The sequence below is a fragment of the Acidovorax sp. 100 genome (genome assembly GCF_003688355.1).
Taxonomy (GTDB): domain Bacteria; phylum Pseudomonadota; class Gammaproteobacteria; order Burkholderiales; family Burkholderiaceae_C; genus Acidovorax; species Acidovorax delafieldii.
The window spans coordinates 4,678,575-4,703,450 of record NZ_REFD01000001.1 but is presented as its reverse complement, the minus strand read 5'-3'; the positions used below and the strand labels follow the sequence as shown (position 1 = coordinate 4,703,450).

Below are 24,876 nucleotides of genomic sequence, written 5' to 3'. Positions count from 1 at the left end.
AGCCGAACAGCCGAACGGGCCATTGCTGCGCTCGGCCCCACCTCGCGGGCGCAAGCGCCACGCGCTGCGCAGCCTGGGCCGAGCGAAGCAATGGCCCGTGTGGATGTTCTGTCCCCCGTGCCCCTGTGGATGCGCCGAGGAGCGCAGGGTTTGGCGGATCAGGGCTCGCGTGTGTCTGAGCGACGCGCAGCGGCGCGAGTTGAGCGAGACCCCGCCAAACCCGAGCACCGCAGGTTGCCCCGTAGCGAAGCGCAGGGGACGCAGACAGTGGGGTCGCCCTTTCTTTGGTTCCTTTCTTTCGGCGACGCGAAAGAAAGGGACTCGCCTGCCGGGCGACTCCCGGCCTCCGCCCTCAACCCAGGCATGCAGTCACACCGGCACACCAACCTCCGAATAACGACGTTGATACAAAACGATAGCTGCCAGCGCATATCCCACTAGCGCCAGCAGCCCAAAACATCACTCTCCCAACCGTCCCAACGCCCTGAGCACATTCTCCGCAGTCGCCGGCGCCGTCAACACCACTGGCGCCGCAGCATCCACGCCGCTACGCCCTGCTGCCACCGCATTGCGCAGCGCCTCATACACACTGATCGCCAGCATGAACGGTGGCTCCCCCACCGCCTTGCTACCACCCACGTTGTCTTCCCGATTCGCCTCGGGCCACAGGTGGACGTTGAAGTGCGCCGGGATGTCGCCCGTGGCGGGAATCTTGTAGGTGCTGGGCGCGTGGGTGGCGAGGGTGCCCTTGTCGTTCCATACCAGCTGCTCGGTCGTCAGCCAGCCCATGCCCTGCACAAACCCGCCCTCGATCTGGCCGATGTCGATGGCCGGGTTGATGCTGTGGCCCACATCGTGAAGGATGTCCACCTTCAGCACGCGGCTCTCGCCGGTCAGGGTGTCGATGGCCACCTCCGTGCAGGCGGCGCCGTAGGCAAAGTAGTAGAACGGGCGACCGGTGAGGGTAGTCTTGTCGTAGTGGATCTTGGGCGTGCGGTAAAAGCCGTCGCTCCACAGCTGGATGCGGTTGGCATAGGCGGCCTGCACCACCTCTTCAAAACTGCGCACCGTCTTGGGCGAGATCACCTGGCCGCCCGCAAACCGGATCGCGCCTGCGCCGCAGCCGTCCAGCCCGCACACGAACGAGGCCAGGTTGTCGCGCACGTTGCGCGCAGCGTACTGGGCGGCGCGGCCGTTCAGGTCGGTGCCGCTGCTGGCCGCCGTGGCGCTGGCGTTGGGCACCTTGCTGGTGTCGCTGGCCGTGACCAGCACGCGGTGCAGGGGCACGCCCAGCTCGTCGGCCACGATCTGCGCCACCTTGGTGTGCAGGCCCTGGCCCATTTCGGTGCCGCCATGGTTCACCTGCACGCTGCCATCGGTGTACACGTGCACCAGCGCGCCCGCCTGGTTGAACAGCGTCGCCGTGAAGCTGATGCCGAACTTGACGGGCGTGATGGCCAGGCCGCGCCTGATGACGGTGTTGTGCGCGTTCCAGTCCGCAATCTCGGCCTGGCGCTGGCGGTAGTGCGAGGTCTGCTCCAGCGTGGGCAGCAGCTCGTGCAGGATGTTGTCTTCCACCGCCATCTGGTAGTGGGTGACGTGGCGGCCGCTGCTTGCGTCCTTGCCATACAGGTTGGCCAGGCGCACGTCCTGCGCATCGCGGCCCAGCGCGCGGGCAATGTCGCCCAGGATGGCCTCGATCACGATCACGCCCTGCGGGCCGCCAAAGCCGCGGAAGGCGGTGTGGCTTTGCGTGTTCGTCTTGCAGCGATACGACGCGATCTCGACATCGCTCAGGTAGTACGCGTTGTCGGCATGGAACACCGCGCGGTCGGCCACGGGGCCCGACAGGTCGGCGCTGAAGCCGCAGTTGGCGGCCATCTGGAGCTTCAGGCCCGTGATGCGGCCCGTGTCGTCAAAGCCCACGTCGTATTCGTACGCAAACGGGTGGCGCTTGCCGGTGACCATGAAGTCCTCGTCCCGGTCCAGCCGCAGCTTGATGGGGCGGCCCAGCTTGTTGGCGGCCACGGCGGCCCACACAGCCAGGTGCCCGGCCTGGGTCTCCTTGCCGCCAAAGCCACCGCCCATGCGGCGGCATTCCACCTTGACCGCATGGTTGTCGATGCCCAGCGCGTGCGCCACCCAGTGCTGCACCTCGCCGGGGTGCTGGGTGCTGGAGTAGATCCACCACTGCTTCTGCTCCAACGGCATGGCGTAGGCGATCTGGCCCTCCAGGTAGAAATGTTCCTGGCCGCCGACTTCAAACGCTCCCTGCATGCGGTGCGCCGATTGCGCGAGTCCCGTGGCTGCATCGCCCCGGCGCACAAACACCGGCGGCAGCACATAGCTTTGCGCTTTGAGCGCGTCCTGCACCGTCAGCACGGCGGGCAGAGGGGTGATGTCGAGCTTCACGGCGCGCACCGCGCGGCGCGCCTGCATGACCGAGTCGGCCACCACCAGGCCGATCACCTGGCCGACGAACTGCACGCTGTCCAGCGCAAACACGGGCTCGTCGTGCCCGAACGCGGCCAGGATCTTGTCGCCGGGCACATCACTGGCCAGCACTACGCCGCGCACGCCGGGTAGGGCCAGTGCAGCGGTGGCATCCACACTGTTCAGGGTGCCGTGGGCCACGGTCGAGAGGATGGGCGCTGCGTACAGCGTGCCCTTCACCTCCGGCAGGTCGTCGATGTAGTGCGCAGCGCCGGCCACCTGGGCGCGGGCGCTCTCGTGGATGTGCGACTGGCCCATGGCGGCGTGGGTGGGCGCGGGCAGGGTGGTCTCTGCGATGGTGTGGGGGGCGTTCATACGGCGGCCTCCAGCGTCAAGGTGTCCAGGCTGACCGAAGGTCGGCCCTGGCTCTCCAGCCAGTAGCGCTGCAGCAGGCTGCCCAGCACCTCGCGGCGGTAGGCGCCGCTGGCGCGCATGTCGGAGATGGGGCTGAACTCGGCCTGCAGCACCGCAGCGGCGCGCAGCGCGGTGGCTTCGGTCCAGGGCTGGCCGGTCAGAGCCGCTTCAGTCTGCCGCGCACGGGCCGGGGTGGCAGCCACGCCGCCCGCGCCAATGCTGGCGCGTTGCACGGTGCCGCCCGCGATGTCGAGGTTGAGCACCAGGCAGACGGCTGAGATATCGTCGTCAAACCGCTTGGAGATCTTGTACGCCCGCAGCTGTTCTTGAGCAGAAGGGCGGGGTACCACGATGCGCACCAGCAGCTCATCCGGCGCCATCACGTTTTGCCGGTAGCCGGTGTACAGGTCTTCGAGCGGCAGCTGGCGCTCGCCCCGGGCCTGGCTGGCCAGCACCACCTGGGCGCGCAGCGCGATCAAGAGGGGCATGGAGTCGCCAATCGGCGAGCCGTTGGCCACATTGCCGCCCAGCGTGCCCGAGTTGCGCACGGGCAGCCCCGCAAACCGCGTGGCAAAACGGTGCAGCTGCGGCCACTGTGCGGTGAGGGCTGCAAACGCGTCGGTCAGCGTGACGGCAGCGCCGATGTGGATGGCGTCGGCGTGCTGTGCCACCTGCCGCAACTCGGCCGCGCGGGTCACGTCCAGCACCTGGGTGTACTGCTTGTGCTGCTTGGTCACCCACAGCCCCACATCGGTACAGCCCGCCACCACCTGGGCGCCCGGGTGGGCGGCGCGGGCTGCGAGCAGCTCCGGGAGTGTGGAGGGTGCGATATAGGCCGAATCGGCCGCATGCGCCAGTGCATCATGCCTCAGCAGCTTCAGTTTTTGTAGCACTTCGGATTCATTGACCGCCATGCCGGGCAGTGACGCCATCTGCTGGGCGGCATCGAGGATGGGGCGGTAGCCGGTGCAGCGGCACAGGTTGCCCGAGAGTTCTTCCTGGGCCAGTTCGCGGGTGATGGGTTGGCCGTGGCAGACATGGTTCTGGTACATGCCGAAGAGGCTCATCACGAAGCCCGGCGTGCAGAAGCCGCACTGCGAGCCGTGGCACTGGACCATCGCCTCCTGTGCTGGATGGAGCGTGATGGTTTGTTGTGCAGCGGGTGCTGTGTCGCCCACGGGCTGGATCAGCGGATCTTCCGCCAGGTCTTCCACCGTCCACAGCGCCATGCCATCCACCGAACGGGCCAGGCGGATACAGCTGTTCACGGCGCTGTAGTGCAGCTGGCCGTCGCGTTCTTCACCCAGCACCACGGTGCAGGCGCCGCAGTCGCCTTCGCCACAGCCTTCCTTGGTGCCGGTGTTGCCCAGGTCTTCGCGCAGCACCTCCAGGAGGGTGCGGTCGGGTGGTACATTGCCCAGCGCCACGGGCTGGCCTCGGCGCAGGAATTGCAAGGGTCTTGTTGTCATGACAAACGCCACTTCGATCTTTGATGGAAAGGTTCAGCAGAGGGTAGAACGCAGTACCGTTACCGGCATATGCGCAAGCTTATGGCACCCATGCCCCCACCGCTATGAGAGACCACGCCCTTTTCGACAAGATAGACCTCCATCTCATAAGGGTCTTGCACACCGTGCTCACAGAACGCAGCGTATCGAGGGCCGCCGTCCGCCTGGGCATGCACCAGCCGGCGGTGTCGGCTGCGCTCAAAAGGCTGCGCGACCTGTCGGGCGACCCTCTGCTGGTGCGCTCCGGCGCCAGCATGATGCCCACCGACGCCGCGCTGCGCATGGTGGAGCCCGCCGGGGCCATCCTGCGGGCGGCGGAGGCCCTGTTTTCGGATGCGCGTGGGTTTGACCCGCGCACGGCCACCCGCACCTTCCGCGTGGCCGCCAGCGATTACCTCGACCCCCTTTTTCTACCCCAGCTCGTGGCCCGCATCAAGGTCGAAGCGCCCTTGTGCCCCATCGAAATCCTGCCCCTGTCGGCCGACACGCACTACCACGCCCATCTCGCGCAGGGCGAGGTGGATGTGGTGATTGGCAACTGGCCCCAGCCGCCGGACGACCTGCACATGGGCCGCCTGTTTGGTGACGAGGTGGTGTGCCTGGTCGGCAAAGACCACCCCGCCGTGCGGCGCGGCTGGGACGTGGAAAGCTGGCTGGCCGCCGAACACATCGCGCCCACGCCCACCCACCCCGGCGCGCGCGGCGTGATCGACGCCCACCTGGACAGCCTGGGCATGCAGCGCCACATCACGGCGCGCTGCGCACATTTCAGCCTCATCCCCAGCATCGTGGCATCGAGCTTGCTTGTGCTGACCACCGGCCGCCAGTACTGCGAGCGGTATGTGGAGCAACTTCCGCTGGCTATATTGCCGTGCCCGGTGCCGTTTCCTCGGCTCATGTACTACCAGCTGTGGCACGCCCGCACGCACCACTCGGCGGCGGCCGCCTGGCTGCGAGATTGCGTGAAAACCGTGGCTGCTTCGCTACGAAAAGAATAGCTGCTTGAGCATGCTGAACAAGCGCCATGAGGTATTTTCATTCTTATAACAAGTTGTAAAACTGAGAGACAATCCCCGCATGAGTTCTCCCCCCAATCCTTCAGCGCCTGGTGCGGCGCCGCCACGGCTGCAGCTGGTGGGCATCACCAAGCGCTACCCGGCCGTGGTGGCCAACAGCGGCGTGTCGCTCACGGTGCTGCCGGGTGAAATCCACGCCGTGCTGGGCGAAAACGGCGCGGGCAAGTCCACGCTGATGAAAATCATCTACGGCTCGGTCAAGCCCGATGAAGGCAGCGTGTTCTTCAACGGCCAGGCCGTGCAGGTGCGCAACCCGCAAGAAGCGCGGGCCCTGGGCATCGCCATGGTGTTCCAGCATTTCAGCCTGTTCGACACCCTCACGGTGGCCGAGAACGTGTGGCTGGGCCTGGACAAGAGCCTGACGCTGGCCGAAGTGACCGGCCGCATCACCGCCAAGGCCGCCGAATACGGCCTTGACATCGACCCCCTGCGCCCCGTGCACACGTTGAGCGTGGGCGAAATGCAGCGGGTGGAAATCATCCGCGCGCTGCTCACCAACCCCAAGGTGCTGATCCTGGACGAGCCCACTTCGGTGCTCACGCCCCAGGCGGTCGAAAAGCTTTTTGTGGTGCTGCGCAAGCTGGCCAGCGAGGGTTGCAGCATCCTCTACATCAGCCACAAGCTGCACGAAATCCGCGCGCTGTGCACTGCCTGCACCGTGCTGCGTGGCGGCAAGGTGACGGGCGTGTGCAACCCGGCCGAGGAATCCAATGCATCGCTGTCGCGGCTGATGATCGGCGCCGAGCCGCCGGCGCTGGAACACCGTGCCGTGCAGACTGGCGCCACGGTGCTGCGCGTGCAGGGCCTGTCGCTGCCGCGCGCCGACCAGTTCGGGGTGGATTTGATCGACCTGCAGTTCGAGGTCAAGGCGGGCGAGGTGGTGGGCATTGCCGGGGTGTCGGGCAACGGGCAAAAAGAATTGCTCTATGCGCTGTCGGGCGAAGACCAGCGGGCTGACGCGGCCTGCATCCAGGTGTCCGGCCAGAACGCGGGCCGCATGGGTCCCGGCCAGCGCCGTGCACTGGGCCTGCATTTTGTGCCCGAAGAGCGCCTGGGCCGGGGCGCCGTGCCCACCATGGGGCTGGCGCACAACCTGCTGCTCACCCGCACCAATTCGGTCGGCGGCAGCGGCTGGATCAAGGTGGGCGCGCTGCAGAAACATGCCGAGGACATTATCCGGCGCTTCAATGTGAAGGCGGGTGGACCCAACGCAGCGGCCAAGTCGCTGTCGGGTGGCAACCTGCAGAAGTTCATCGTGGGGCGCGAGATTGACGCCAACCCCAAGCTGCTCATCGTCTCGCAGCCCACCTGGGGCGTGGACGTGGGTGCCGCCGCACAGATCCGGGGCTCCATCCTGGCCCTGCGTGACGCAGGCTGCGCCGTGCTGGTGGTGAGTGAGGAGCTGGACGAATTGTTTGAAATCTGCGACCGGCTGCATGTGGTGGCCAAGGGGCACCTGTCGCCTTCGGTGCCGCGCGCCGAGGCCACGGTGGAACGCATCGGTGAATGGATGAGCGGGCTGTGGCATGCCGATGTCCAAGCGCACCTCGCACAACAGGCCAAGGCAGCGGAGGTGCAGCATGCTTAAGCTGGAACCACGCCCCCAGGCTTCCAAGCTCTGGACCTACGGTTCGCCCCTGCTGGCGCTGGCCTTTACCGTGTTGATCGGTGTGGCCTTGTTCATTGCGCTGGGCAAAGACCCGGTGCGCGGGCTGCAGGTGTTCTTCTGGGAGCCCATCAAGACGCAGTACGCCATTGGCGAACTCATGGTCAAGGCCACGCCCCTGTTGCTGATTGCGCTGGGGCTGGCCGTGTGTTTCCGCTCCAACGTGTGGAACATCGGTGCCGAAGGCCAGTTTGTCATCGGCGCCGTGGTGGCGGGTGGCGTGGCGCTGCTGGCCGACAAGACCACGGGCCCCTGGATCGTGCCCGCCATCCTGCTCGCCGGGGTGCTGGGTGGCATGGCCTGGGCGGGGCTCACGGCGCTGCTGCGCGACAAGTTCAATGCCAACGAAATCCTGGTCAGCCTGATGCTGGTCTATGTGGCCACGCTGGTGCTGGGCTACCTGGTCTATGGCCCGTGGAAGGACCCCATGGGCTACAACTTTCCGCAGACCAAGACGTTCGAGAAGGTCACGCAGATCCCGCGCCTGATGCAGGGCTCGCGCGTGTCCATCGGGTTGCTGCTGGCGCTCGCAGGCGCTGGGGCCTTGTGGGTGTTCCTGTTCCGCACGCGGGCGGGCTTTGCACAGCAGGTGGGCGGGCTGGCACCGGCAGCGGCGCGTTACGCGGGCTTTTCGTCGCGCCGCGCGCTGTGGACGGCGCTGCTGATCTCGGGCGGTGCCGCTGGCCTGGCCGGTGCGTTGGAGGTGGCAGGGCCCATCGGCCAGCTCACCCCCTATGTGCCTGCGGGCTACGGCTTCGCGGCCATCATCGTGGCCTTCGTCGGACGGCTGCACCCGGTGGGCATGATCCTCTCCGCCATCCTCATGAGCATGTTCTACATCGGTGGTGAACTGGCGCAGTCGCGCCTGGGCCTGCCCAAGTCGCTCACCGGCGTGTTCCAGGGCCTGCTGCTGTTCACGCTGCTGGCCTGTGACACGCTGATTGCCTACCGCATCCGCTGGGTCGGCAGCAAGAAAGGAGGTGTCTGATGGAGTCTTATGCACTGCTCATCGGCGCCACGCTCAGCGCGGGCACCGTGCTGGCCATTGCGGCCCTGGGCCTGCTCATCAACGAAAAGGCGGGCATCGTCAACCTGGGGGCCGAGGGCATGATGCTCTGCGCCGCCATTGCAGGCTTTGCCACCGTGGTGCACACGGGCAACACCTGGCTGGGCTTTGCGGCAGGCATGGCGGCCGGTGCCGTGCTGGCCGCCATCTTTGGTGTGCTGGTGATCTGGCTCAACACCAACCAGTACGCCACGGGGCTGGCGCTCAGTCTGTTCGGCGTGGGCTTCTCCGCGTTTGCGGGCATCAGCTATGTGCAGGCCAAGCTGCCCGAGCTGCCCAAGTACGCCGTCCCGGTGCTGGGCGATGTGCCGCTCCTCGGGCCAGCGCTGTTCCAGCAGCACCCGCTGGTGTATCTCACCATGCTGCTGGTGGCGGGGTTGATCTGGTTTCTGTACCGCTCGCGCGCCGGGCTGGTGCTGCGGTCGGTGGGCGAATCGCCTGAGTCAGCCCATGCGTTGGGCTACCCGGTGCGGCGCATCCGGCTGGCGGCCGTGGTGGTGGGCGGGGCGCTGTGCGGGCTGGCCGGGGCTTACATCTCCACCGTCTACACGCCGCTGTGGGTCGAGGGCATGGTGGCCGGGCGCGGCTGGATCGCGCTGGCGCTCACCACCTTCGCCACCTGGCGCCCGGCACGGGTGTTGCTTGGTGCTTATCTGTTCGGCGGCGTGACCATGCTGCAGTTCCATTTGCAGGCCACGGGCGTGCAGGTGGCCAGCCAGTTGCTGAGCATGCTGCCGTATGTGGCCACCATCGTGGTGCTGGCGCTGATCTCGCGCAATCCGGCGTGGATCCGCATCAACATGCCGGCCTCGCTGGGCAAACCGTTTTATCCGGGCTCCTGAAAGGGCTAGCCCACCGGAAAATCTGGTTACCCTGCGGTAGATCGCACCATAATCATTGTTTTCGTCCCCCAACCTTTGCAAGTCCTACTTCTTCGATAAGGAAACCGACATGACTGATCTGCAGAAACGCTCCCTGCTCAAGGTGGCAGCGCTCTCCGCTGTGGCTGCTGCTGCCCTGGTGGGCTGTGGCAAGAAGGAAGAACCGGCACCGGCCCCTGCGCCTGCACCGGCCCCTGCCGCAGAAGCACCGGCACCCAAGCCCGAGCCACTGAAGATCGCGTTTGCCTATGTCGGCCCGGTGGGCGACGGCGGCTGGTCGTTCGCGCACGACAACGGTCGCAAGGCCATCGAGAAGGAATTTGGCGACAAGGTCGTGACGAGCTTTGTGGAAAGCGTGCCCGAGTCTGCTGACGCAGAGCGCGTGCTGCGCGATCTGGCCGGCCAGGGCAACAAGCTGATCTTCGGCACCACCTTCGGCTACATGGAGTCCATGCTCAAGGTCGCGGAAGACAACAAGGGTGTGAAGTTCGAACACGCCACCGGCTACAAGACGGCCGAAAACCTGCGCACCTATGACAGCCGCACCTACGAAGGCGCGTACATGGCCGGCATCATCGCTGGCGCCATGACCAAGTCCAACACGCTGGGCGTGGTGGGCTCGGTGCCGATCCCTGAAGTGATCCGCAACATCAACAGCTTCACGCTGGGTGCGCAGTCGGTCAATCCCAAGATCAAGACCAAGGTGGTGTGGGTGAATGAATGGTTCAGCCCACCGAAGGAAACCGAAGCCGCGACCAGCCTGATCAACGGTGGCGCCGACATCCTGTTCCAGAACACCGACTCTCCCGCCGTGCTCAAGACCGCCCAGGAAAAGGGCAAGCGCGCCTTCGGCTGGGACAGCGACATGACCGCCTACGGCCCCAAGGCCCACCTGGCATCGGCGGTGATCAACTGGGGTCCGTACTACGTCAAGGCCACCAAGGACGTGCTGGACGGCACCTGGGCTTCGGGCCAAAGCTGGTGGGGTGTGAAGGAAGGCGCTATCGACATCGTCTCCATCGCCGAAGACGTGCCTGCTGACACCAAGGCCAAGGTCGAAGCCGTGAAGAAGGGCCTGGCCGACGGCAGCTTCAGCATCTGGAAGGGCCCCATCGTGGGTCAGGACGGCAAGCCCGTGCTGGAAAAGGACGCTGTGGCTGACGACAAGTTCCTGGGCGGCATCAACTTCTACGTCAAGGGCGTGGAAGGCAAGATCCCTGGCGGCGACAAGAAGTAATTCGCACCGCGTTCATCAGCAGTTCTTGCGAGCTGCTGTGACAAAGGGCCGCCCTGGGGTGGCCCTTTTGTTTTGCAGGGGCATTTTGTGACCTGCAGTCTTTTGAGGAGCAGGGACGATGGTGGAATCAACTTTGTGGCATCCGGTGGCCCTGTCAGGGGCCGTGGCTGGGCAGGCACCGCTGGCGGTGCAATTGCTGGAGCAACCCGTGGTGTTGTGGCGCGACAGCGAAGGCGCCGTGCTCGCGCTGGCCGACCAGTGCCCGCACCGGGGCGCCCGCTTGTCGCTGGGCCGCGTGACGCCCCAGGGCCAGTTGGAGTGCCCCTACCATGGCTGGCAGTTTGCGGCCGGTGGGCAATGCACGCACGTGCCTGCACTACCCACCTTTGTGCCCCCGGCCACGCACTGCGCCCGCCATTTCGAGGTGCAGGAGGCCTATGGCCTTGTGTGGGTGCGCATCGCACCAGGCGAGCAGGGACTGCCCGTGTTTGCGGCGGAGGGGGATGCTCGCCTGCGCAAGCTCAACTGCGGTCCCTACGACGTGGCGGCCAGCGCGCCGCGCATCGTCGAGAACTTTCTGGACATGTCGCATTTCGGCTTTGTGCACGAAGGCTGGCTCGGCAGCTGTGAGGCAACGGCCATCGACGATTACCGCGTGGAGCCCACGCCCACGGGCCTCCTGGCCACGGGCTGCAAGGCCTGGCAACCGCAATCCAACCTGCATTCCACGGCGGCCGCCCAGGTCGAATACACCTACGAAGTCACCGCCCCCTATGCAGCCGTGCTGACCAAGGTGCCCGAGGCGGGCACCACGGCGGTCGATGGCTGGCGCGAGTCCATTGCGCTGTTCATCTGTCCGGTGACGCCGGTGCGCAGCCGGGTGTGGTTCCGCCTGGCCGTGGCGGATTTCGATTCGCCGAACGAGAAACTGCAGGCCTTCCAGCACACCATCTTCACGCAGGATCAACCCGTGCTGGAGTCGCAGACGCCACAGTGCCTGCCGCTCGACCTGCGCGCGGAGTTGCATACCGCTGCCGACAAGGCATCATCTGCGTATCGCCGCTTTCTGCGCCAGAGTGGCATCACCTTTGGAGTCTGCTGATGTTCAAGATCCCCCCCATCTCCGCCGAGCGCCTTCCCAGCCTGCTGCGTGCCATGCCCAAGGCCGAGCTGCATATCCACATCGAGGGCTCGCTGGAGCCCGAGCTGATCTTTGCGCTGGCGCAGCGCAATGGGCTGACGCTGCCCTATGCCAGCGTGGACGCCTTGCGCAGCGCCTACGCATTCACCAATCTGCAGAGTTTTCTGGACATCTACTACGCCGGTGCGAGTGTGCTGCTGCATGAGCAGGATTTTTACGACATGGCGCGCGCATACCTGGGCCGTGCGGCGCGCGACAACGTGCTGCACACCGAACTCTTCTTCGACCCGCAAACCCATACCGCACGTGGCGTGGCGATGGAGACCGTCATCAACGGTCTGCACCGTGCCTGCCAGGATGCCCGCGCCGAACTCGGAATCAGCGCCACGCTGATCCTGTGCTTCCTGCGCCACCTGAGCGAGGAGTCGGCATTCGAAACGCTGGAGCAGGCCATGCCGCTGCTCGACAAGATGGTGGGTGTGGGTCTGGACTCCAGCGAACTGGGGCACCCGCCCGAGAAGTTTGCCCGCGTGTTCGCCCGCTGCCGCGAGCTGGGCCTGCACCTGGTGGCCCATGCGGGCGAGGAGGGCCCCCCCGCCTACATCTGGAGTGCACTCGATGTGCTCAAGGTCGAGCGCATCGACCATGGCGTACAGGCCGTGCACGATGCCGCGCTGATGCAACGCCTGGCGCAAGACCGCATTGCGCTCACGGTGTGCCCGCTGTCCAACCAGAAGCTGTGCGTCTTCCCCAACCTTGCGGACCACAACCTCGGCAAGCTGCTTGATGCCGGGCTGGCTGCCACCGTGAATTCGGACGACCCTGCCTACTTTGGCGGCTACATCAACGAGAACTTCACCCAGGTGTTTGCGGCCACGGGGCTCACGGCCAAACATGCCTACCAGTTGGCTTTCAACAGTTTTGAAGCCAGCTTTGCAGGCAATGCTGACAAGCGGGTGTGGGAGCACAAGCTCAAGGAAGCGTTTGAGCGGTGCGTGGAGCACGACTACTGAGCTTCGGGTAGCGCGCGCAGTGGGCTTGGGAAATGGCGCCAGAGGGACTGTCGCCAGTGCGGCAGGGGCCTGATCTGGGTAAACCCTTAAAATAGTAAGTATTCGTTCGAATTGCGTCCGGCCCAGGCCCAAGGGGTGATCCACCACCATGGCCCTTACCCTGCGCTCCCCTGTGGAGTGCACGGGTGCCGTGTTGCCCCCTTTTTTGGAGCCTTCCATGTTTCTCAGTCAAATCTCCATTGGCAAGCGCCTGACCCTGGTGCTTGGCCTCATCCTGGCGCTGTTTTTTGCCAGCAGCGTGGTGGCCGTGGTCAAGCTCAGCCAGCTGGGCAGGGAGATCGACGCCATGGTCAACGACAACATCAAGACCGAGCGCGCGGGCTCGGACTGGCTGCGCCACACCACATCGGGCGTGCAGCGCGCGGCAGCCATTGCCAAGAGCAGCGACGCGAGCCTGATCCCCTACTTTGCGCCCGCCACGGCCGCGTCGATCCGCGATACCAACGAGCTGCAGAAATTCATCGAGTCCAAGATGGACACGGCGGAGAAGAAGCAGCTTTTTGCCAAGGTGGGAGACTTGCGCAAGGACTACCTGGCGGCCCGCGAGGAAGTGAGCAAGTTCAAGCAGGCGGGCGATGCCGAGAACGCCAACAAGGTTTTCACCGAGCGGTTTGAGCCCACCTCCCGCAGCTATCTGGCGGGTGTGCAGCAGATGGTGGATGGCCAACGCGCCGAGCTCGATGCGGCCGGCAAGCGCAGCGAAGAACTGCGTGCCCAGACCACGCTGCTGCTGCAGATCTGCACCGGCGTGTCGCTGCTGCTAGGCGCCTTGCTGGCCTGGCTGCTGACCACCAGCATCACGCGCCCGCTGCGCAAGGCCGAGGCCATTGCAGAGACCATCGCCAACATGGACCTGACGGGTGCCCCCCAGGCGAGCTATGCCAACGATGAAACCGGCCACCTGCTGCGCGCGCTGGATGCCATGCGCAGTGCGCTGCACCGGTCGCTGCAGCAAGTGCGGGGCGTGGTGGACAGCATCTCCACCGCCAGCACCCAGATCGCGATCGGCAACCAGGACCTGAGCGCACGCACCGAGCAGACGGCCAGCAGCCTGCAGGAGACCGCCAGCTCGATGGAAGAGCTGACCAGCACCGTGCGCCAGAGCGCCGATTCGGCCGTGCAGGCCAACCAATTGGCCGTGTCGGCGGCGCAGGTGGCCCAGCGCGGTGGCGATGTGGTGGCACAGGTGGTGACCACCATGGACGAGATCAACACCAGCAGCAAGAAGATTGCCGACATCATCGGCACCATCGACGGCATCGCGTTCCAGACCAACATCCTGGCCCTCAACGCCGCCGTGGAAGCCGCCCGTGCGGGCGAGCAGGGTCGTGGCTTTGCCGTGGTGGCCAGCGAAGTGCGCTCGCTGGCCCAGCGCTCGGCCCAGGCGGCCAAGGAAATCAAGACGCTGATCGGCGTGTCGGTGGAAAAGGTTGAGTCGGGTGCTGCCCTGGTGCAGAACGCCGGCACCACCATGGGCGAGATCGTGAGCTCGGTGCGCCGCGTGACCGACATCATTGGAGAGATCAGCGCAGCCGCTTCGGAGCAGAGCCAGGGCATTGGCCAGGTGAATGTGGCGGTGACCCAGCTGGACCAGATGACCCAGCAAAATGCAGCCTTGGTGGAAGAGTCCACCGCTGCCGCGGAAAGCCTGAAGGACCAGGCTTCGCGCCTGGCCGAAGTCGTCGGTGCCTTCCGCCTGGGCGCAGGCCCGCAGGCGCTGCGGCTGAACTGAAAATTGCTCACGGGGCTCTGCGCGCTGCCGCAACGCCCCTCCCGTGCTTGAAAGCGCTTTTTTTCCGACAATCTTTGCAACATCGCTTCATGTAGTTTTCGCACAGTCTGACCTTCCCGGTGGCACCGTCGTCCTGCGGTGCTTCCGGTCCATTTCATCAGGGCCATGTAGAGGAACACCATGTACAAAAACCTCGCTGCCACGCTCGTGGCCGCCTGTTTTTTCTCCCCCGCTTTTTCCCAGACCACGTCCGCCAAGGGCAGCGTCGCCGAGCCCGTCAAAGCCGGTTTTGTCTATGTCTCGCCCATCACCGAGGCAGGCTGGACGCGCCAGCATGACGAAGGCCGTAAGGCCGTCGAGGCCGCGCTGGGCAACCAGGTGAAGACCACGTTTGTCGAGAACGTGGCCGAAGGCGCCGATGCCGAACGCGTGATCCGCGACCTGGCCGCCACCGGCCACCAGATCATCTTCACCCCCAGCTTTGGCTACATGGAGCCCACGCTCAAGGTGGCGCAGGACTACCCGCAGGTGAAGTTCGAGTCCATCACCGGCTACAAGACCACACCCAATGTGGCCGCCGCCAATGCGCGCTACTACGAGGGGCGTTACCTGGCGGGCATCGCCGCGGGCCGCATGAGCAAGACTGGCGTGGCAGGGTTCGTGGCCGGGTTTCCCATCCCCGAAGTGCTGCAGGGCATCAACGCCTTCACGCTGGGCATGCGCTCGGTCAACCCCAAGGCCACTGTCAAGGTGGTGTGGCTCAACGTATGGTTCGATCCACCGAAGGAGCGGGATGCCGCCATGGCACTGTTCAACCAGGACGTGGATGTGATTGCTTTCCATACTGGCTCCACCGCCGTGATGGCGGCTGCGCAAGAGCGCGGCAAGATGGCAGTGGCCTATCACTCGGACATGCGCAAGACGGGCCCGGACGCGCAGATCGTGGCCGTGACGCACCAGTGGGGCAGCTACTACACCGAGCGCGTGCGCGCCGTGCAAAACGGCACCTGGAAAAGTGCCAATGTGTGGGGCGGCGTGCGCGAGGGCATGATCCGCGTCGGTGACTTTGGCACCCGGGTGCCAGCGGCCGTCCAGCAGGAGGTGCTGAATGCCCAAAAGGCCGTGGGCGCGGGCAAGCTCCTGCCCTTCCGTGCGGGCAAAGTGCCGGTGCGCGACAACGAAGGGCAGGAGCGCATTGCTGCTGGCCAGGCACTGCCGGATGCCCAGATATTGCAGATGAACTGGCTGGTGGAAGGCGTGGTGGGCAAGGTGTCCCGCTGATCCTGCAGGGCATATCGCCCATCGTTTCCACTGATCGGCGCTCCCCGAACCCCATAGCCACTATGGGGTGCTGCATATACAAACGGCGCCCCCTGCCGCTAAGCTTGGCGCCATGCCTGTTTACCGTTCCGCTCTTTTGCGTTTTGCCGACGACGGCAGCGCCCTCTATGACGAAGATGGCCTGCTGGCCGTTGGCCCTGACGCTCAGGGCTGCCAGCGTGTGCTGGCGGCAGGCGCTTGGCAGACTCTCGCGCCACAATTTGCCGGGGAGCCTGTAGTGCATCTGCCGGGGCGCATCCTGGCGCCGGGGTTTGTGGACATGCACATCCACTTCCCGCAGACGGACGTGATCGGCTCGCCAGCCGATGGCCTGCTGCCCTGGCTGGAGAACTACACCTTTCCCCACGAATCCCGATTTGTAGACCCCGGCTACAGCGCACAGGTGGCCGAATTTTTTGTGGCCGAGCTGCTGCGCAACGGCGTGACCACAGCCCTGGCGTTTTCGACCTCACACCCCGCATCGGTGGATGCCCTGTTCACCGAGGCCCAGCGCCAGCGGATGCGCCTCATCACCGGCAAGGTGCTGCAGGACCGCCACTCGCCCGATGGCGTTCGCGACGACACCGAGCAGAGCCTCCTCGACACCGAGGCGCTGATCCAGCGCTGGCACGGCGTGGACCGCCTGGGGTATGCCATCACCCCGCGTTTTGCGCCCACCAGCACGCATGAACAATTGCGCGGCGCGGGCGAGCTGGCTGCGCGCTACCCCGATGTGTGGATCCAGTCCCACGTGGCCGAGAACCGCGACGAGATCCGCTGGGCGCGCGAGCTGTTCCCCGCCGCGCGCAGCTACCTGGGCGTGTACGACGACTTTGGCCTGATGCGCGAACGTGCGGTGTATGCGCACTGCATCCACTTCGATGACGACGACCGCGCGCTGATGCGTGACACCGGCGCGGTGGCGGCGGTCAGCCCCACCAGCAATCTCTTTCTGGGCAGCGGGTTCTTCGACTACGCCGGTGCCGACCGCGTGGGGTTTGGCTATGGCCTGGCCAGCGACGTGGGCGGAGGCACCAGCTTCAGCCCGTTCCACACCATGCTGGCCGCGTACTACGTGGGGCGGGAGGGGCAGACCAAACAGGGCCTGAGTCTGTCACCCCAGCAACTGTGGTGGCAACACACCGCCGGTGCTGCGAAGGCCCTGGGTCTGGCGGGTGTGGTGGGCAATCTGCAGCCGGGCTGCGAGGCCGATTTTGTGGTGCTGAACCCCGAGGCCACGCCGCTTTTGGCGCGCAAGACCCGCCAGGCGCGCAACCTCGATGAGCTTTTGTTTGCGCTGATCGTGCTCGGCGACGACCGTGTGGTGCAGCAAACGGTGATTTCTCAAGCAAAATACGGCTCTAGCGCTTGATATTCATGCGCTACCAGCTACGTATTTAATAGCGCCCGGCAGTCCACCACTGAGCGGGCCACAGCGCAGGGAGTTCTGCTATGAGCATCAAGAGCGACAAATGGATCCGCCGCATGGCGGCCGAGCACGGAATGATCGAGCCCTTCGAGCCCGGCCAGGTTCGCGAGGTCGAAGGCCGCAAGATCATCAGCTACGGCACCAGCAGCTACGGCTACGACATCCGCTGTGCGCCCGAATTCAAGGTGTTCACCAACATCCACAGCACGGTGGTGGACCCGAAGAACTTCGATGAAAAGAGCTTTGTCGATTTCGAGGGTGACAGCTGCATCATCCCGCCCAACAGCTTCGCGCTGGCCCGCACGGTCGAATACTTCCGCATCCCGCGCAATGTGCTCACCATCTGCCTGGGCAAGAGCACCTATGCGCGCTGCGGCATCATCGTCAACGTGACGCCGTTCGAGCCCGAGTGGGAAGGCTATGTGACGCTGGAGTTCAGCAACACCACGCCGCTGCCAGCGCGCATCTACGCAGGCGAGGGCTGCGCACAAGTGCTGTTCTTCGAGAGCGACAAGGACGACGTGTGCGAGGTCAGCTACCGAGACCGGGGCGGCAAGTACCAGGGCCAGGTGGGAGTGACACTGCCCAAGGCCTGACCAAGCGCACATGGCCGGCGGTGGCAGGGGTTGTGTCCTACACGCGCCATGCGCCTTGGCTGAAATGCAAGCATCGGTAAGTTTTCTAGCATCGGTGACACGCCTCCCGGGAGATGGAGGCTGATGGAGTTTCACCATGCTGATGTCCGCTGCCGCCTCAACCTTGTTCTTTGCGCCCATCCGCGTTCTGGCGCCAGCGCTGGCCGATCCCGCTCCAGCCCCTGCGCCTTCTGTCATCCCGCCGCCCCGGCGCCCAGACGCTGCGCCGCATTCCGCCGACGCCGACTGCCAGGCACACCACACCTACTGGCCCTGTGAGTTGCTCAATGCCTTTGTGCTGCGCATGGCAGCACACGGCCACTGCGTGAACATGTCGATGATGCTGGGCCACCGGCCCTATGCCCTGGAGCGATTGGCGTTGGCGGCTGGCGCTCCGGACGCTGGCCTGCAAGAGCTGTCAGCCCAGCTGCAGCCGTATTTTGAGGCACCCGTGCTGCAAGCCTAAAGCCCGGAGCCACGGCCCGCAACACCGGGGGACGGCGCCAATGCGGGCTCGGGCAGCCCTCACGCCTCCACGCAGACCCTGTTGCGTCCCTGGCCCTTGGCCTCGTAGAGCGCTGCATCGCCCCGACGCAGCATGGCGGCGCCGTTGTCGTCTGCGCTGCGCATGGTTGCGACACCCGCGCTGACGGTGATGGTGCCCACGACCGGGTTCTGTTGCTCTGCCATGGCGGTGACAAGGGCCTGCGCAATGGACTGGGCGCCCTCCAGGTCGGTGTCGGGCAGCAACGCCACGAACTCTTCTCCCCCCAGTCGCGCCACCACATCGGAGCCACGCAGGCGGGACTCCAGCGTGCGTGCCAGGCGCCGCAGGACCTCGTCTCCGGCTTCATGCCCGTAGGTGTCGTTCACCCGCTTGAAGTGGTCCACGTCCACGGTGATCAGGCTCAGCGGACGGCTGCTGCGCCGCGCCAGCGCCACCGCAAAGGCCATTTGTGTCTCGAAGCCGCGCCGGTTCAGCAACCCGGTGAGGGCGTCGGTGCGCGCCTGCAGGTCCAGCGCGCGGTTCGCGGCCTCCAGCTCCAGCGTACGCAGGCGCACTTTTTCTTCCATCGCCTCGCGGGCGGCCAGCAGGCGGTGCGTCATGCGGCCCAGAGACTGAGACAGCTGTTGTACTTCGCGGCTGCTTTGCATGGTCGGAATGTCGCTGCCGGGGCGCCCGGCCTCCACCGCGCTGGCCGCGTCGGCCAGTGCATACAGGTCCACGCTCAGGCGCCGGGCGGCCAGCCAGGCCAGGGCCGATGCCAGCAGCGCGGCCGTCAGGCCAATCACCAGTGCCAGTTGCACGGTGTTGTCTGCCTCCGCGAAAGCCAGCTCCACAGGCTGGCGTGCCACGATGCGCCAGCCCAGATCGCTGGCCGCGTTGCGCGGTTGCAGCTGCGTGGCAGCGGTCAGGTAGCGCTTGCCATCCCTCCACCGGACCACGGTGGTCTGCGTGCGGTCGCCATCACGGTTGTTGTTGACACTGATGTCCTCGGGCAGTCGCTGCCCGGCAGACCGCATCGCCTCGGTCTGTCCGCCAGGCGCAAAAATCAACTGGCCTTCGCGGTCAAAGATGAACAGTTCCAGCGCGCTTTCATCGGATGACGCAGGGGTCAGACTCTCCAGTACCTCGCGTGTCCACTGCCAGCTGCCGTGGATGCCCAGCACGCCCACCGTGGTGGGGCCGACGCGAATGGGCGCTGCAAAGTCCACAAACCGGTGTGGTTCACCAGTGGCGGTGGGGGGCAGCAGGGACTCCAGCAGCTTGGCGGGGTGGACGTCGCCCACATGCACCCCTTCGAGTCCGTGTTGAAACCAGGGCCGCTGGGCCACGCTCTGGCCCACCAGCAGGCCGCGTGTGGCATTGCGCACTACGCCTTGCGCATCGGCCACACCGATCCAGATGTTGGTGGGCTGCATGGCCTGGCTGCGGGCCAGCATGTGCTGGGCCTCGGCAGAGTCGAGCCCCTTGGACCACACCACTTCGGCACTGGCCATCACCTCGGCCTCCAGGCTGCGCTGCATGAGGCCCAGGGCCAGAAGCTTGCCTGCGTTTTCGGCGACCACCTGCAAGGAACTGCCTGCATCGCGCTGAATGCGGTGCTTGAGCAACTCGCCAAACCCCAGCGACAGCAGCACTGACAGGGTCACGACCAGCGTGCCAAACACCAGCGCGATCTGCATGCGCAGGCTGTGGTCTGAAAAACGTGTGATGAGCATCATGCGGAAGGGTCTGCCAAGTGTGCCGTCGCGGCCGGTGCCGGGCTGGCGCGGCGCAGGGCCAGCCGGGCTGCTGCCAAGTCCCAGCCTGCCCAGCCGCAACTCTTGAACAGCACCGGGCCCGAACGCCGCTCGGGGGCTGTGGCACCGAGGCTGCGGACCATCTCACCCAGCGTCGGCAGCGCTGCCACATCCAGGCCTGCCTGCAGCAGGTCACCTGCCTCATGGAGTGCATCGCTGGTGTCCACCACGATGCGTCCGTGCCGCGCCACATGCTGGCAAAGGGCAGGGGCCAGCTCTGCCATGGCGGGCGTGAAAGCGCCCACGGCCGCCAAAAATGCGTCGGGCCGGGGCGGGGCGCTCAGCACCAGTGCGCTGGCCGTGGTGCAGGTCGCTATCAGCGGGCAGTGGGGCACGGCGGCATCGGCATCGGCCACCACCTGCACGTCGACGCCCAGGTCGCGAACCTGCGCTGCCAGGGCCTGGGCGCTGGCGCTGCTGCGCGAGGCAATCCACACCTCGCGCACGCCCAGGCCGTGGATGAATGCCTCGGCATGTGCCAGGCCCTGCACCCCTGCGCCGACGATGAGCAAAGGGCCCTGTGGCACCTGCGCCAGATGCCGGGCGGCCAGCAGAGAGACCGCGGCGGTACGCCGTGCGGTGACAGTGGGCCCGTCCAGCACCAGCCGACGCTCGCCCGTGGCGATGTCAAACACCACCACATCGCCCTGGATCGACGGGCGTCCTGTGCCCGCGTTGCCCGGGGTAAAGGTGATGAGCTTGGTCATGGCCACCGATTGATCCGTGGCGGGCATCACAAACAAGCTGCCGCCTTGCGCCAGCGGCAGCACGGCGCGTTGCGGCACCACGACTGTGGAGTCCTTCAGCAAGGCCGCTATTTCGTCAGCCAGATCTGACCAGGGCAACCGCGCAGCGGTGGCTGCTGCATCCAGCACGCCCGAGGGGGCTGAAGAGGGGGCAAAAAGCATAGGCGGACTGTACACAGCATGCCGCTCTCGTGGGAGCGGAGAAGCCCTCACCTGTGCAGTGACCAAGGTCACCCAGCGTGTGATGCGCGCGGGATCAGGTTCGCCATGGCTGCCATGCCCATCAATGCGTGGCCCCCGCCTGCAGCGCGATGTCCTGCGGCGTCAGCACCGCAGCCCACAGGGCGGCATGGATGCCGCGCACCATGTCGCGCAGGGGCAGATGGGGGTCCCCTTGGCCACTGAGCCAGGGCACATGCACAAAACCACCCCGTGCGCCCTCTGGGCCTATGCCTTGTGCCAGCAGATGCATGAGGCCGTACAGCACATGGTTGCAGACAAAGGTGCCAGCGGTTTGCGACACCTCGCAGGGCACGCCTGCGCGTTGCACGGCGCGCAGCATGGCCTTGATGGGCAGGCTGGCAAAGTAGGCGGCAGGTCCGCCGGGTTGCACCGGGGTGTCTATGGGCTGTGCGCCACCGTTGTCTGGAATGCGCGCGTCGTTGATGTTGATGCCGATGCGCTCGATGGACAGCGCTGCCCGACCGCCTGCCAGGCCCAGGCACAGCGTGGCGGTGGGCCGGTGTTCTAGCAACAGCGACTGCAGCCGCTGCAACGACTGCCCGAACACCGTGGGCAATTGCGCAGCCACCACCTGGTGTCCTGCGATGCGCTGCCCGTGCAGCGCTTGCGCAATGAGCCAGCTGGGGTTGTGCGCGCCACCACCAAACGGATCAAAACCGGTCAGAAGAATGGTTGGCCCGGCATGGGGCGCGCCATGGTGTGCGGCAGATGTCATGAAAGGTAAGCAAAAGCGGGGTGGAACACATCGTAAATCGTCCGCACCAGGGCGCCCCCGCGCGTAACATGCAGGCTTGGCCGCCCCACCTGGAGGGCGCTGGAGAGACGCAATGAAATGGGAAGGCAATCGCGAGTCCGACAACGTGGAAGACCGCCGTGACGAGGGCGGCGGCGGTGGATCGCCGGTGTTTGGTGGGCGCAGCATCGGCATTGGCACCATCGTGATCGCGCTGGTGGGGGGCTGGGTGCTGGGCATCAACCCCTTGACCATCCTGGGGCTGCTCAGCGGCGGCGGCCCGGCGCCCCAGGTACAGACGCAGCCCCATGCCCCGGCCCACCGCCCACCAGCCGATGACACCATGGCACGTTTTGTGTCCACGGTGCTTGCCGACACGGAGGACGTGTGGGGCGAGGTGTTCCGCCAGGGCGGCGGGCGCTACCAGGACCCGCGGCTGGTGTTGTTCCGGGGCGCTACGCCCACCGCATGTGGTACGGGGCAGGCAGCCATGGGGCCGTTCTATTGCCCCGCTGACCAGAAGGTCTACATCGACCTGGGGTTCTACGAGACTCTCAAGACCCGGCTGGGTGCCCCGGGCGACTTTGCCCAGGCCTACGTGATTGCCCATGAGGTGGGACACCACGTGCAGAACCAGCTGGGCATCAGCGCCAAGGTGGACCAGATGCGGGGCCGTGTGAGCAAGGTGGAATACAACGCGCTGTCGGTGCGGCTGGAGCTGCAGGCCGACTGCTTTGCGGGGGTGTGGGCCCACCACGCCCAGAAGTCCCGTCAGATCCTGGAGCAGGGCGATGTGGAAGAAGCCATGAACGCCGCCGCCAAGATTGGTGACGATGCGCTGCAGCGGGCCAATGGCGGCGCGGTGGTGCCCGAGAGCTTCACGCATGGCACGAGCGCCCAGCGGCAGCGCTGGTTCAACAGCGGCCTGCAAAGTGGCAGTGTCAAGACCTGCGACACCTTTGCGGCGCGCAGCCTGTAGGCGCGCAATGTCCGGGGCTTATTAGACCTTCTCCATGCCGCCGACCGCACCCGTGACTGCCTCGCTGCATCGCCGTGCCGGGCCTTCGGCGGGGGCTGAGGTCGGGCCTTCGGCGCCGCAGCCCTCGGGCGCAGCGGCGGCGTGGTCTGCGGCAGCGGTCACCGTGCCCCACGCCGTGGGGCTGGGGCTGCTGGCATTTGCGCCGCTGGCGGGCGAACATTCGCTGGCCGCGCTGGCTTTGTGGTCGGCTGCATTGCCCGGCCTGCTGCTGACCCTGGCGACACCCCGTGCCGGGGTGGTGTATGCACCGACCACGGTGGTGGCCCTGCTGTTTGCCGCCGTGCTGGCGACTGCCCACGGTGCGGCCCCGAGCCTGGGCCTGAGCGCGCGCCAGGTGCTGGCGGTCAGCGGTGCCACGGTGGCTTTGGCCTTTGTGTTCCAGTGGCTGCTGGGGGTGTTGCGGCTGGCGTCGGTGGCGCGGTTTCTTCCCATCTCGGTCACCCACGGGTTTGCAGCGGGTGTGGGCTTGTCGATGGTGGTGGGACAGGTGCGCAATGGCTTTGGTGCGGGTGCCGATGCGCTGTGGGACGCACGCACCGGCTGGCACCTGCTGGCTGCGCTGGCCGTGGTGGGGCTGGCCTGGGGGCTGCGCCGGCGCTGGCCCCGCATGCCAGGGCTGCTGTCGGCCGTGGCCCTGGTGGCACTGGCCGTGGCGCTGGCGGGGGTATGGGGTGTGGGGCTGGGCAGTGTGTTCGTGCCGGCCGTGCCGCCCAGCGTGTTTGCCTGGCCCATGCTGCCCGACTGGACGGGCATCCCCTGGATGGCCCTGGCCCGGCAGCAGGGCTCCGCTCTGGTGGTGTTGGCGGTGCTGATGGCGCTGGTCAACAGCCTGGAGATTCTGGTATTCAACCAGGAGTTGGAGCTGGACCATGGCCTGCGTGGCAATGCCAACCTGGCGCTGCGCCGCGAGAGTTTGCTGGGTGCGCTGTGTGGGCTGATGGGCATGATTCCCGCATCCACCAGCGCGTCGCGTTCGCGCATTGTGCTGGCGCAGGCGGGAGCCTCGCGAGATGCCCCGCGCTGGCACGCCGCCATCATGCTGGGGGTGGCGGTCACCGGGGCGTGGTGGCTGCACTGGGTGCCCATGGCCTGTCTTGCCGGGGGGCTGGTGCTGGCGGGGCTGATGCAGGTGCCGGGCCTCATGTGGTCGTTGGGCTATGCCCGCCGGTCCCGGGTGACCTGGGCGCAAAGCTGGCTGGTGGCGCTGGTGTTTGCCGTGATGGGGGGCTTGGGGGCGCTGGTGGCTGGCCTGGTCGTCGCCACGTTTGTGCTGCTGCACGACTCTGCCGCCACGGTGCTGCGCCATGTGCGTCTGGATGGCGAGCTGCGCTCGCGGCGCTTGCGCCGTGCCGGGTCGGACAGCTGGCTGACGCCGCGCATGAACCAGGTGGCGGTGTTTGAACTGCAAGGCGTGATGTCTTTTGGCGTGGCTGCCCACCTGGCCGAGCAGGTGCGCATGCTGCTGCTGCCGCGCCATCGCTGGGTCATTCTGGACGCGGGCCGCGTGCCCGCGTGGGACAGCACGGCAATGGCCCAACTGCGGGCGCTGGTGCGTGACCTGGACCAGCAGGGCATCGCCGCGGCCGTGGCAGCCCTGGACCCCATGGCCGCCGAGCATGCGGGGGAGCATGTGCGCGCCTTTGCCGACCTGGACCGGGCGCTGGAATGGGCCGAGGTGGGTATCTTGTCGCAGCGGCCCATCGAGCAACGCCCCGCGCACCCCGAGCGCGATGTGCTGGGCGAGGTGGGCGAGGGCGTGCTCAAGGCCGCTGCCGAGGCCTTGCAGGCGCTGCTGGTGTCCCAGGCCGTCCCGCCCCACGGCGTGGTGTTCCATGCGGGGGATACGGACCATGACCTCCTCGTGGTCAAGTCCGGCCACATCACGCTGGTCACCCAGTGGCCGCCCGACAAGGGCTTGCGCCTGGCCACCGTAGGCCCCGGCATGGCGTTTGGCGAAATGGCCTTCCTCAATGGTGCGGCCCGCAGTGCCTGCGCGGGCGCCGAACGTGGCCCGGCGCATCTGGTGCGTTTGTCGCGCGCACATTTTGATGCCTGGGCAAGGCAGTACCCCGAGGCGGCCCTCACGGTGATGAACAATCTGGCCCAGATCGGCGCCCGGCGCTTGGCGGTGACCACGCGGCAACTGCGGGCGGTGCTGGAGTAGCAGGGCAGGGCATCGGGTGTCGGAGTGCGGCTGTCC

General features: G+C 66.3%; 19 protein-coding genes. 14 read left to right on the top strand and 5 right to left on the bottom strand.

Annotation, left to right across the window (positions count from 1 at the left end; translation table 11 throughout):
• Window positions 1-459: 459 nt before the first annotated feature.
• Window positions 460-2,808 carry a xanthine dehydrogenase molybdopterin binding subunit gene (xdhB, locus tag C8C96_RS21465; RefSeq protein ID WP_121943579.1) on the bottom strand — a complete coding sequence of 783 codons (2,349 nt, stop codon included), beginning with the start codon at window positions 2,806-2,808 and terminating at the stop codon, window positions 460-462.
• On the bottom strand, window positions 2,805-4,316 hold the full coding sequence (gene xdhA, locus C8C96_RS21460) for a xanthine dehydrogenase small subunit (RefSeq protein WP_121944129.1): 1,512 nt from the start codon (window positions 4,314-4,316) through the stop codon (window positions 2,805-2,807). Before xdhA ends, xdhB begins: the two co-directional genes overlap by 4 nt.
• A 104-nt stretch (window positions 4,317-4,420) precedes the next feature.
• Between xdhA and C8C96_RS21455 the strand changes: the two genes are divergently transcribed.
• The 12 genes from C8C96_RS21455 to C8C96_RS21400 all read left to right on the top strand — a co-directional run bounded on the left by C8C96_RS21455 (window position 4,421) and on the right by C8C96_RS21400 (window position 18,077).
• Window positions 4,421-5,353 (top strand): LysR family transcriptional regulator, encoded by a 933-nt coding sequence (locus C8C96_RS21455; protein ID WP_121943578.1) that lies wholly within the window; start codon window positions 4,421-4,423, stop codon window positions 5,351-5,353.
• Window positions 5,354-5,432: 79 nt separating this feature from the next.
• Window positions 5,433-7,019: an ABC transporter ATP-binding protein gene (locus C8C96_RS21450; RefSeq protein WP_121943577.1), complete on the top strand. Its 1,587-nt coding sequence runs from the start codon at window positions 5,433-5,435 to the stop codon at window positions 7,017-7,019.
• Window positions 7,012-8,085, top strand: coding sequence for an ABC transporter permease (locus C8C96_RS21445; protein ID WP_116749156.1), 1,074 nt, complete (start codon window positions 7,012-7,014; stop codon window positions 8,083-8,085). Before C8C96_RS21450 ends, C8C96_RS21445 begins: the two co-directional genes overlap by 8 nt.
• Window positions 8,085-9,005: an ABC transporter permease gene (locus tag C8C96_RS21440; protein WP_121943576.1), complete on the top strand. Its 921-nt coding sequence runs from the start codon at window positions 8,085-8,087 to the stop codon at window positions 9,003-9,005. Before C8C96_RS21445 ends, C8C96_RS21440 begins: the two co-directional genes overlap by 1 nt.
• A gap of 109 nt (window positions 9,006-9,114) precedes the next feature.
• Window positions 9,115-10,281 carry a BMP family ABC transporter substrate-binding protein gene (locus tag C8C96_RS21435; protein ID WP_056060802.1) on the top strand — a complete coding sequence of 389 codons (1,167 nt, stop codon included), beginning with the start codon at window positions 9,115-9,117 and terminating at the stop codon, window positions 10,279-10,281.
• Between the two features lie 118 nt (window positions 10,282-10,399).
• Entirely contained in the window at window positions 10,400-11,383 is a 984-nt protein-coding gene (locus C8C96_RS21430) for an aromatic ring-hydroxylating dioxygenase subunit alpha (RefSeq protein WP_121943575.1), read from the top strand.
• Entirely contained in the window at window positions 11,383-12,435 is a 1,053-nt protein-coding gene (locus C8C96_RS21425; protein ID WP_056060809.1) for an adenosine deaminase, read from the top strand. The genes C8C96_RS21430 and C8C96_RS21425 overlap by 1 nt, the downstream gene beginning before the upstream one ends.
• Before the next feature lie 217 nt (window positions 12,436-12,652).
• Window positions 12,653-14,227, top strand: a complete 1,575-nt coding sequence (locus tag C8C96_RS21420; protein ID WP_056060812.1) for a methyl-accepting chemotaxis protein — start codon at window positions 12,653-12,655, stop codon at window positions 14,225-14,227.
• A gap of 180 nt (window positions 14,228-14,407) precedes the next feature.
• Entirely contained in the window at window positions 14,408-15,508 is a 1,101-nt protein-coding gene (locus C8C96_RS21415) for a BMP family ABC transporter substrate-binding protein (RefSeq protein ID WP_121943574.1), read from the top strand.
• A 112-nt stretch (window positions 15,509-15,620) separates the two neighbouring features.
• Entirely contained in the window at window positions 15,621-16,919 is a 1,299-nt protein-coding gene (guaD, locus tag C8C96_RS21410; protein WP_121943573.1) for a guanine deaminase, read from the top strand.
• 80 nt (window positions 16,920-16,999) lie between these two features.
• On the top strand, window positions 17,000-17,572 hold the full coding sequence (dcd, locus tag C8C96_RS21405) for a dCTP deaminase (protein WP_015012892.1): 573 nt from the start codon (window positions 17,000-17,002) through the stop codon (window positions 17,570-17,572).
• 136 nt (window positions 17,573-17,708) lie between these two features.
• Window positions 17,709-18,077 carry a hypothetical protein gene (locus tag C8C96_RS21400; RefSeq protein ID WP_121943572.1) on the top strand — a complete coding sequence of 123 codons (369 nt, stop codon included), beginning with the start codon at window positions 17,709-17,711 and terminating at the stop codon, window positions 18,075-18,077.
• 59 nt (window positions 18,078-18,136) lie between these two features.
• Here the strand turns inward: C8C96_RS21400 and C8C96_RS21395 are convergent, their stop codons facing one another.
• The 3 genes from C8C96_RS21395 to pcp all read right to left on the bottom strand — a co-directional run bounded on the left by C8C96_RS21395 (window position 18,137) and on the right by pcp (window position 21,619).
• Window positions 18,137-19,837, bottom strand: coding sequence for a sensor domain-containing diguanylate cyclase (locus C8C96_RS21395; RefSeq protein ID WP_121943571.1), 1,701 nt, complete (start codon window positions 19,835-19,837; stop codon window positions 18,137-18,139).
• A complete protein-coding gene (locus tag C8C96_RS21390) occupies window positions 19,834-20,823 on the bottom strand; it encodes a delta(1)-pyrroline-2-carboxylate reductase family protein (protein ID WP_121943570.1) in 990 nt (329 codons plus the stop codon). Before C8C96_RS21390 ends, C8C96_RS21395 begins: the two co-directional genes overlap by 4 nt.
• A 121-nt stretch (window positions 20,824-20,944) precedes the next feature.
• Window positions 20,945-21,619, bottom strand: coding sequence for a pyroglutamyl-peptidase I (gene pcp, locus C8C96_RS21385; RefSeq protein ID WP_121943569.1), 675 nt, complete (start codon window positions 21,617-21,619; stop codon window positions 20,945-20,947).
• 112 nt (window positions 21,620-21,731) lie between these two features.
• On the opposite strand from pcp, the gene C8C96_RS21380 reads away from it, so the two are divergent.
• Together C8C96_RS21380 and C8C96_RS21375 are read left to right on the top strand one after the other, a co-directional pair.
• Complete coding sequence (locus tag C8C96_RS21380; protein ID WP_056747416.1) at window positions 21,732-22,616, top strand: neutral zinc metallopeptidase; 885 nt, start codon at window positions 21,732-21,734, stop codon at window positions 22,614-22,616.
• 34 nt (window positions 22,617-22,650) lie between these two features.
• Window positions 22,651-24,840: a cyclic nucleotide-binding domain-containing protein gene (locus C8C96_RS21375; protein ID WP_121943568.1), complete on the top strand. Its 2,190-nt coding sequence runs from the start codon at window positions 22,651-22,653 to the stop codon at window positions 24,838-24,840.
• The last annotated feature ends 36 nt before the right edge of the window (window positions 24,841-24,876 follow it).